We start from the raw sequence: 8,458 nt of genomic DNA, 5'->3' as shown, positions 1-8,458 counted from the left end.
GATCGCGGACTCCGGCCGGATGGGGCCACGGCGCTCCGCGTCGGTGACCGCGTCGACCGACAGGTCGACCGGACCGGACGTGTCGACCGGCAGCACCGTGACGGTGTCGCCCAGTGCCGCAACCGCATCCGGCACCACACCACCCACCACCACAACACCCACACCCGCAGTCGCCACCATGTACGACACACGATCAACAGGAGCACCCGTATCGATCGGCACATACTGCCCACCCGCAGCAACAACCGCATGCACCGCAACAACCATCTCCACCGAACGATCCACCGCAACACCCACGGCAACATCCGGCCCCACACCCACCGCAATCAACTCACGCGCCACCACCGACACCCGAGCACCGAACTCCGCAAACGACACCGAACGACCCTCGAACACCACCGCCGACGCATCCGGCGACACCGCCACCCGCGCAGCCACCGCATCCGCGACGGTGCGGTCGGCCACATCGACGACCGGCCCGGTCGATTCGGCCCGCACCAGTTCGGTGCGCGCGGCGTCGACCAGGGAGACATCCGCTGTGATCGTGTGCGGGGCGCGGGCGATGGTCTGCAGGATCTGCACCAGCGCCTCACCGAACCCGGTGACCGTCGCGTCGGCGAAGGCCTCGGGCAGGTAGGTGAGCTTCACCGTCAGCCGACCGCCGGCCTGCGACGTGATCAGGTTCAGTGGGTAGTGCGTCGCATCGCGGGTCTCGACGTCGCGGATCGACAGCGCATCACCTGTGTCGGTCGTGGCGAGCGACTCGGTGTCGACCGGATAGGACTCGTGCACGGTCAGGGTGTCGAAGGCGATCGGCGCGCCGGTCGCGGCCACGATCTCGGGCAATCCGAGATGCTGGTGGTCGAGCACGGACACCTTGTCCGACTGCACCTTCGCCAGGACATCCGCGAGCGACGCGGTGGGGTCGACATCGACCACCGCGGGCAGTGTGTTGATGAACAGCCCCACCATCGACTCCACGCCGGGCAGATCCGCGGGCCGGCCGGAAACGGTCTCACCGAAGGTGACGACACGGTTGCCGGTCAACCGCGACAGCAGCAACGCCCAGGCCACCTGTAGCACCGTCGCGATGGTCGCGCCGCTGCCGCGTGCCGCGGCGTCGAGTTCGCCGGTCAGATCGGCGTCGAGGACCATCGCGGTCTCGCGCGGCAGTGTCTCGGCGGTGGCCTCGACCCCGGGGGCCACCAGCGTCGGCCCCTCCAGCGGCGCGACGACCCCCGACCAGGCGGCGATACCCGCCGCGTCGTCGGCGGCCGCGATGTGCGCCAGGTAGTCGGCGAAATCGCCGGTGGCGTCCGAGGTCTGCCCCGTGTAGGTGGCGCCCGTGGCATAGAGCGCGAGCAGGTCGGCGAGCACCAGGGGCGCCGACCATCCGTCGAACAGGATGTGGTGGTTGGTGATGACCACGCTGACACCCGTCGGATGGACGACGGCGACCACCCGCAGCAGCGGCGGCGCGGTCAGATCGAAGGGCACCACCCGTGCCGCGTCGGCGATCTCGGCCACCTGGGCACGTACCGCTTCGTCGGTCCCGTCGAGTTCGACGGTCTCCCAGGGTGTCTCGACCCGATCCGGCACGACGGTGACGACCGCCCCGCTCACGGTCCGCACGAATCCCGACCGCAGCGTCCGATGATGCGTCAGTAGGTCCCCGGTCGCGACCCGGAGTCGGTCGATGTCGACGTCTCCGCCCAGGTGGAGCACGGCCTGGGTCACGTACACGTCGACCGCGGCGTCGGCAGCGAGTTCGGACTGGAAGTACAGACCGCGTTGCAGCGGCGACAGCGGCCAGATGGCCGAATGCGGATGCGCCTGAGCGAGGACGTCCAGATCCTGCTGCGTCAGGTCGGCGCCGGGAACGTCAGACGGCGAGAGGCCCGGATCGCCGTCGGCCCGGACACGCTCGACCACCTCGGCCAGCTCGGCATCCCAGCGCGACGCGAGGTCGGCGATGTCGGCGGCCGACAGGATCGACTGCGCGAAGCGGAGATCGGCGGCCAGCGCTCGCCCACCGGCGGCTCCGACGGTGCTCACGTTGATCGTCAAGGGCGCGAGCAGTGCCACCGCGCCGGACACCGTCGACGGGAGATAGGGCGCGTCACCGGAGGGCAGCATCGCGGTCATCTCGGAAGCGGGGCTGCCCGAAGCTGTTTCGGCGACCGCATTCTCGGAGGCCGGGTTCTCGGGCTCCGGGCCACCGGAGAGCTGACCGTCCGGCTCGCCCGCCCCGCCTCGGCTGCCGAGGTAGTTGAGAGCGATGGACGGCAGCGGGCGAGCCGACAACCCGGTCGTCGCACCGAAACGTAGGAGACCGTAACCGATGCCGTGGTCGGGCAACCCGATTCGCTCCTCCTTGGCGGCCTTGACGGCGTGGAGGATGTCTGCGCCCGGGTCGAGTCGCAGCGGCGCAATGGTGGTGAACCAGCCGACCGTCCGGGAGAGGTCGGCGCGGCGTGGATCGGCACCGTGTTCGACGACGTCCTCGTAGCGGCCATGCCCCTCCGAGAGAACGGTGACGGGTTCGGAGTCGGAGATGCCCCGGTCGGTCTGCCAGGACCGCACCGCTCGCGCCAAGGCGCCGAGCAGCACGTCGCTGACGGTTGCGCCGAATGCCTCGGGAACATGGGTGACGATCGCCTCGGTGACCGCCGGGTCCACCTGGTGGACCAGCGAATCGGTGCTCGCATATCGATCACGGGCCGGATCGACCGGTCCGCCGAGGTCGGTGGGCTGCAGCGGGCTGCGATCGAGCCAAAGATCGAGTTCGCCGCGCCGGGAATCGGTCTGCGCCGCCAGGGCGGCCTGCCAGGCACGCACCGACGTCTCCTCCGCACGCACCGTGAGTGGATGACCGTTGCGATGCTGGGCCCACACGGTGACCAGGTCCTCTACGAGGATCGGCCACGAGACCGCATCGACGGCGAGGTGGTGGACGATCAGCACGATGCGCCCGGCGCCGGTGGGATCGGTGACCAGGACCGCGCGCACCAGCTGTCCCTGACCGGGGTCCAGTTCGGCCGCGGCGTCGGCGTGTGCGGCGACGAGGGCCTCGGTGAACGTGTCGCTGCCGACCGGAGCGGCCACCGAGCGCGCGGAGACTGCTGCGGTGGCATCGAACGGACCACCGGCGTCGAGGTGCCATCGGTCACCCCGCTCGCCGGACGATCCATCCGGGTCGTCGCGCGTCAGGCGTGCGGACAGCAGCGGGTGCGCCCTGACGACCACCGCGAGCACGTCGGCGATCTCCGTCGATGCTGCACCGGTCGGCGCCACGAGCACGACGGACTGGTTGAAGTCGGCGAGATCCGCGACGTCCGGCGAGTTCTCGGTGAGCCACGAGACGATCGGTCCGAGGACGGTGGCGCCGACGCCACCCCCCTCCGGCTCATCCAGTCGTGGCAATGTCGCCCCGCCCGCGGCCGCTGCCCGGGCCATGGCGCGGATCGTCTTGTGCTCGAAGATCTCTCGAGGCGAGAGCGACAGTCCGGCGGCCTTCGCCGCGGATGCGAGCTGGATCGACATGATGGAGTCGCCGCCCAGCGCGAAGAACGACTCCGTCACCGACACCCGGTCGCGTCCGAGCAGGCCGGCGACGATGCCGGCCAGGGTCTCCTCGGCCGAGGTGGCCGGGGCGATGAGATCGTCGGCCGCCGCAACCGGCTCCGGCGCGGGGAGCGCAGCACGGTCGAGCTTGCCGCCGGGGGTCACCGGAAGCTCGTCGAGCACCACCACCTGGTGCGGCACCATGTGACCGGCGAGACGTTCGGCAGCGGTGCGGAGCACCGCGTCGACGTCGACGGTCACCGGGGTCCCCGCGTCGCGTGCGGCGACGAGGTAGGCGACCAGCCGGGTGCGGCCGGACGGATCGGTGACGCCGAGCACCACGGCCGAATCCACCTGCGGCACATCCGCGAGCACCGACTCGATCTCGCCCAGCTCGACGCGCTGACCGTTGATCTTGACCTGCGCGTCCGCGCGACCGGCGAACTCGATCTCCCCCTCGGCGGTCAACCGGACGAGGTCGCCGGTGGCGTACATCCGACGGCCGGGTGCGGACGCGAACGGATCGGCTACGAAGGCACCGGACGTCTGACCCGGACGCCCCAGATAGCCGCGTGCCAGCGAATCGTCGGTTCCCAGGTACAGTTCGCCGACCACGCCCTGCGGCACCGGATGCAGACGGGCGTCGAGGATGTAGGCGGCGAACCCTCGGACAGGCCGGCCGATCGTCACCGGTCGTCCCGGCTCCGACCGTCCGGTGCTCGACCAGACCGTTGCCTCCGACGGCCCGTAGAAGTTGAACATCCGGCGGGCCGACTTGCCGCCGGTCCATCGCGCGATCAGTTCGGGCGGGCAGGCCTCGCCGCCGGTCACCAGATTCCGCAGACTTGTGCCGCGCGCCGGGTCGACGGTGGCCAGCACTGTCGGGGTGATCAAGGTGTCGGTGACACGGTCACGCTCGAGGACGCGCCCCAGCGCATCGCCGGCGTACTCCGATGCCGGGGCGATGACCAGGGTGTGTCCCAGTCCGATAGACCACATCATCTCCAGGACCGACGCGTCGAAACTCGGTGATGCGACGTGCAGGACCCGCGTGTCGGCGTGCTCGGCGGGGGTACTGGACACCTCGCCGAGCGCGTCGATGAAGTTGGCGACGCCGCGATGGGAGACCCCGACAGCCTTCGGCCGCCCGGTCGAGCCGGAGGTGTAGACGAGGTAGGCGAGGTTGTCGAGCGACACCGGCCCTCGTCGCTCGGTCGACTCGACCGGCGCACCAGAGACCGTCAGATCGTCGAGTTCGGCGAGTTCGAGCCATGTGCAGTCGGATTCGCCCAGGCGAGGTCGGGTGGCCGCATTGGTGATGCCCCACCGCACCCCCGAGTCGGCGACCATGTAGTCGATCCGGTCCTGCGGATAGGCGGGATCGATCGGCACATAGGCGGCGCCGGAGCGCACCACGCCGAACACCGCGACGACGGAGTCGATGGAACGCTCGAGTCCGACCGCGACGATGTCGTCGGGACCCACACCGCGCGCGATCAGCGCCCGCGCCACCCGATTCGTGCGCTCGTCGAACTCGCGGTGATCGAGTTCGACACCGTCGCAGACCAATGCGGTGCGAGTGGGGTCGACCGGACGGGTGGCGAGTCGGTCCACCAGCGTCTGCGGAACCGTCACTCCTCCGTCGGATGCCGTCCCGAAATCGCCGTCGGAGCGACGACTGACCCGCATCGACTCGAGCGCGGGCCGGTCGATGATGTCGATGTCACCGGTGGCGATCCGGGGATCGGTGACCATTGCCGCGACGACCTGGATCCATACGTTCGCGAAACGCTGGACGGTCTTGCGATCGAACAACGATGTCGCGTAGAGGAAATCGGCGCGCATCGGGGAATCAGCGGACCGGTCGGTCACACCGACCGTGAGGTCGAACTTGGCGACCGGCTCGGCCGCGGGCAACGGTTCCGCACCGAGACCGGCGATCTCGAGCCCCGCGGCGGCCTCACCTGTGGCACCGGCCGCCGAATGCGTGAACGCGATCTGCACGAGAGGCTGGTATGCGGTGGACCGTTCGGGCGCCAGTTCCTCGATGAGGTCGTCGAACTGGACGTCGGAGTTGGCGAAGGCGTCGACGTCGGTGACACGGATGCTCGAGACCAGCTCCGCCAGCGACTGCGCCGGGTCGACCTGTGTCCGCAGCACCAGTGTGTTGACGAACATGCCGACCAGATCGGCGACCGCGGCATCGTCGCGACCGGCGACCGGCGCGCCGATGACCACGTCGCGCGTCGCGGCGAGCCGTGCGACGGTCACTGCGAGCGCGGCGTGGGTGACCATGAACGCGGTCGCCTCGCGGTCGCGCGCAAAGGTTTCCAGCGCATCGGCGACCGCGTCGTCGACGGTCACCGACACGACGTCGGCAGCCGTGTCGAGAACAGCAGGCCGCGGACGGTCCATCGGCAGGTCGGTGACCGCGGGCAGGTCGGCGAGTGTGGTGCGCCAGAACTGCTTCTGCCGTCCCATCCGCGAGGTCGGATCGGCCTCGTCACCGAGCGCCGTGCGCTGCCACAGCGCGAAGTCGGCGTACTGCACGGCCAACGGCTCGGCGGCGCCGACGGTCGGGTCGATCCGACGCAGATAGGCGCCGAGCAGGTCCCGGACGAACACCGGGATCGACTCGCCGTCGAAGGCGATGTGATGGAAGGTGACGACAACATCCCAGGCGGCTCCGCCGCGCGCATCCCACGCGCCGGAGGCCGGCCGCAGTCGGCCGCGGATAGGCAGTTCGGCGGCCACGTCGAACCCGCGTGTGGCCGACTCGAGCAACTCGTCGTCGGTGTCCACCACTCGCCAGTCGAGACGCTCACGCGCGGTGTCGATGTCGACGATCTGCTGGTGTGGGCCGCGGTCGTCGGACGGGTAGATCGTCCGGAGCACCTCGTGCCGCTCGAGGACGTCGCCGATCGCGGCGACGAGCGCGTCCGCGTCGAGGTCTCCGGTCAGGCGTAGGCCCATCGGGATGTTGTAGGCCGCCGATGCCGGATCGAACTGGTTGATGAACCACATCCGCGATTGCGCGGTCGACAACGGTAGGCGGTCGGGGCGCTGCGCGGCCGTCAGTCGGGCCACACTCCGGCCGCGGCCCGAGATGGCAACGGCCAGTTCGCGAACGGTCGGCGTGTCGAACAGGTCGCGCACCGAGACGTCGCTGTCAAGGGTGTCGGCCAGCCGCGCGGCCACACGAGTCGCCGACAGCGAGTTGCCACCGAGGTCGAAGAACGATTCGACCACACTGACCTCGGCGACGCCGAGTACATCGCCGACCACCGACGCGACCACGACCTCCAGATCGGAGGCGGGCGCCACGAACTCGGCCCGCGTCAGCTCGGGCGCGGGGAGCTCACGGCGTGCGACCTTGCCCGCCGAGTTCAGCGGCATCGCTTCCAGGCGCATCCAGACGGTGGGGCGCATGTACTCGGGCAGTGCGCGGACGACCGCGGCCCGGAGTTCGTCGGTGTCCACCGTCGCGGGGGCGACGTAGGCGACCAACTGCTCGTCAGCTCCCGCCCGTGCCACCGTCGCCGCGGCGTGTACGACACCGGGGACCGCCGCGATGACCGACTCGACCTCACCCAGCTCGAGTCGCTGGCCACGCAGCTTCACCTGGAAGTCCGTGCGGCCCAGGTACTCGATCTCGCCGGCGGCGTTCCATCGGACGAGGTCGCCGGTCCGGTAGAGCCGTCCGCCGTCGCCGCCGAAACGGTCTGCGACGAAGCGCTCGGCGGTGAGTCCCGACTGGCCGGCGTAGCCGCGGGCCAGCTGGACGCCGCCGAGGTAGAGCTCCCCCGGGACGCCGGCGGGGACCAACTGCAGTCGGCCGTCCAGGACGAAGGTGGAGGTGCTGGGCACGGGTACGCCGATGGGCACCACCGGTTCACCCGGCACCACCTGATGCGCGGTGACGTCGACGGCGGCCTCGGTGGGGCCGTAGAGGTTGTGGACCTCGACCGACCGCAGACCGGCCAGCGCCGCCTGCGCGGTGGCCGCGGGCAGGGCCTCACCAGAGGTGAACAGGAGACGCACCGATGCCAGCTCGGCCAGGCGGATCGGTCCCAGGACGTCGAGGAACGCCGACAGCATCGACGGCACGAAATGCACCACCGACACCTCGTGCTCGGCGATGAGATCGGCGACGTGGTCGGGCTCGCCGTGTCGTCCGGGCTCGGCGATCACCACGGTGGCGCCGACGGCCAAGGGCAGGAACAACTCCCACACCGACACATCGAAGGTGACCGGGGTCTTCTGCAGGAAGACGTCGGTGTCCTTGATCGCGTACCACTCGCGCATCCAGCCGAGCCGGTTGACGATCGCGCGATGGGAGACCGTGACACCCTTCGGTCGGCCGGTGGAGCCTGAGGTGAACAGTGTGTACGCGGCATCGTCCGGATGCAGCGGTGCACGACGGTCGGCATCGGTCAGCGGCGGCGTCGACGGGTCGAATGTGGCGCCGGCGTCGACCGCCCGGATCCGCAGTGGGTCGCCGATCAGACCGTCGCCCAGCGGGCGACCGACCAGTGCGGCCACGGCATCCGGGATGTCGGCGGACGCGGAGACGAGCAGGAGGTCGGCGCCCGAGGTCTCCAGCATGTACGCCGTGCGGTCACGTGGGGCGGTGGGGTCCAGCGGGACGTAGTGGCCGCCTGCGGCGACGATCGCATGGATGGCGACGAGCAACTCTACCGATCGGTCGATGCACACGCCGACCGCGACGTCGGGGCCGACGCCGTCGTCGACGAGTTCGCGGGCCAGGGTGCTGACGCGGGCGCCGAACTCGGCGTAGGACACCGCGCGACCACGGAACACCAGGGCCGGTGCGTCGGACGTGCCGGTCACGTGGACCACATCCGTCATCGTCGTACCTCCTTCGCCCGCGAGT

Annotated in this window: 1 protein-coding gene; it reads right to left on the bottom strand. The window is 70.2% G+C overall.

Annotation, left to right across the window (positions count from 1 at the left end; all coding sequences use genetic code 11):
• Positions 1-8,424: non-ribosomal peptide synthetase (locus tag GS4_RS25380; protein WP_439644644.1), on the bottom strand; the 8,424-nt coding region annotated here is incomplete at its 3' end.
• Positions 8,425-8,458 lie beyond the last annotated feature (34 nt).

Origin of the sequence: Gordonia soli NBRC 108243, assembly GCF_000334455.1 — a bacterium.
GTDB classification, from domain to species: Bacteria; Actinomycetota; Actinomycetes; order Mycobacteriales; family Mycobacteriaceae; genus Gordonia; species Gordonia soli.
This window is presented reverse-complemented; position numbering and strand designations above follow the sequence as displayed.